General features: G+C 67.5%; 2 protein-coding genes and 1 pseudogene. 2 read left to right on the top strand and 1 reads right to left on the bottom strand.

The features are described from left to right. A partial coding sequence (locus ACXJKH_RS19130; protein WP_457321742.1) for a murein hydrolase activator EnvC family protein occupies positions 1-865 on the bottom strand: 865 nt, incomplete at its 3' end. Positions 866-917: 52 nt separating this feature from the next. Here ACXJKH_RS19130 and ACXJKH_RS19125 point away from each other — a divergent pair. Together ACXJKH_RS19125 and ACXJKH_RS19120 are read left to right on the top strand one after the other, a co-directional pair. Next, entirely contained in the window at positions 918-1,580 is a 663-nt protein-coding gene (locus tag ACXJKH_RS19125; RefSeq protein ID WP_457321741.1) for a hypothetical protein, read from the top strand. 53 nt (positions 1,581-1,633) lie between these two features. Next, positions 1,634-2,139: pseudogene (locus ACXJKH_RS19120) on the top strand (aminopeptidase); the annotation flags it as partial.

Here is a 2,139-nt window from a genome sequence, read left to right as displayed (position 1 = left end):
GTGCGGCGGCGCGGCGCTCGGCTTCGGCACGCGCGGCGGCGGCGCGCAGGTTGGCCAGCAGCGATTCCAGCGCCTTGGCGTCCTGGCCCAGCGCCTTCTCGCGTTCGCTGCGGTCCTTGTAACGTTCGTCCAGGCTGGCCACCGTGGCCGCGCGCGTGCGCCGGTCATCGGCCAGGGTCACCACCTGCTGCTTCTGCTGCTGGCGGGTGCCTTCCAGCGCCTGGCGACGCTCGACGATCTGCGCCTCGACGGCCTGCAGCTCGGCCAGGTCATGGGTGATCAGCTGGATGCGGCGCGCGCGCTCGCGCTGCAGGTAGCGGTGGTAGGCCAGGCTGCGGTTGGCGTCGGCCACGCGGTCCTGCGACAGCAGCAGCTTCAACGGGGCGTTGTTGCCGATGCGGTAGGCCGAGCGCAGCAGCGAGGCCAGTTCCTCGCGCTGCTTCTGCATCCCCGCCTGCAGGTCGCTGCGCTTGCGCTGCAGTTCCTCCATGGCGCGGGTTTCGCGCTGCAGCGCGGTTTCGGTCTGGGCCAGCACGCGCCCGGTACGGGCAACCTTCTCGTCGGCCTCGCGCAGCTGTCGCGATGCCTGGCCGCGCTGCCCCTCCAGCGCACGCCGTTCCTGCGCCACGCCCTTCAGCTCGCTGCGCAGCTTCTGCAGCTTGCGCTCGGCTTCCTTGGAGGTCTGCGCCGCCACTGGGCCCAGCGCCAGCATCGCCAGCGCCAGCAACAGGCCACGCGCCAGCCCACGCAAGGCGGTCGCGCCCCGGTGTGCAGGCAACGGATTGTTATTCCAGCGTGAGGAAGAAGCGTTGTGGCGCAAGGGCTTTCCAGTGACTTCAGGCAGATGCGGATTGTAGCGATGCATGGTGACATCCCCATAGGCGGCCTGCCAGCCGCACCCCGGACACGAGGTCATCATGAAACATATTCCGCTCTCGCTGCTGTTGGCCCTGGCGCTGTCCTGCGCGCCCGCCTTCGCCAGCGACGACATCAGCAAGGTCAACGGCAGCATCCGCGCAAGCAGTGGCCAATCCTACGGCGATCTGGAAACGGTCAAYGGCGGCATCACCGTCGAAGAAGGCGTGGTGACCCGCGAGATCCAGACCGTCAACGGCAGTATCCAGGTCAACGACCGCGCCCAGACCACCGGCGTTTCCACGGTGAACGGCAACGTCAGGATCGGCCGCGATGTGGTCGCCGCGGGCAACGTTGAGACCGTCAACGGCAGCATTTTCATCGATCGCGGCAGCCAGATCGACGGCAACATGGAAACCGTCAATGGCGGCATCGGGCTGGTCGAGACGCGCCTGCGCGGCAACATCGAAACCGTCAACGGTGACATCACCGTCGGCGTCGGCTCGCAGGTGCAGGGCGGGATCCGGGTCAAGAAGCCCAACTTCAACCTGTCCCTCACCAGCGGGCGCAAGCCGCGCGTGATCATCGGCCCGAAGGCCAGCGTCGACGGCAGCCTGCAGTTCGAGCGCGAGGTCACCCTGTATGTGCATCGCAGCGCGCACGTCGGCGCGATCAGCGGTGCGCAGGCCATCCCGTTCGATACCGACGCCGCGCCGCAGGATTGATACCCTCTCCCGGTGCGTTGAATGCACCGGCCCACTGGATCCAGGAATCGATGATGCCCCGCAAACTTCTGTTGTGCCTTGCCGCCACCGCCGCGCTGACCGCGTGCAAAGGCGAAGCCACCGCCCCGGCCGACTCCGCGGCCAATGCGGCCACGCAGTCGCCTGCCGCCGTCGGCCATGCGTTCTCCCCGGAGATCAACGCCGCCGACTTCGGCGAACTGGTCAAGACCCTGGCCTCGGACGACTTCGAAGGTCGTGCACCGGGCAGCAAGGGCGAAGCGTTGACCGTCAACTACATCCGCGACCAGATGCAGCGCATCGGCCTGCAGCCGGGCAACGGTGACAGCTGGTTCCAGGACGTGGCGATGACCGAAACCACGGCTGACGAATCCACGGTGCTCAAGCTTGACCAGGCCGGCAAGACCCGCGACCTGACATTCGGCACCGACATGGTGATCGGCACCCGCAGTGGCCAGCCGGAGGTGAACGTCGACAGCAGCGAGCTGGTGTTCGTCGGCTACGGCGTGGATGCGCCGGAGCAGAAGTGGAACGACTACGC

The organism is Stenotrophomonas sp. P5_B8 (assembly GCF_054049855.1).
This window is presented reverse-complemented; position numbering and strand designations above follow the sequence as displayed.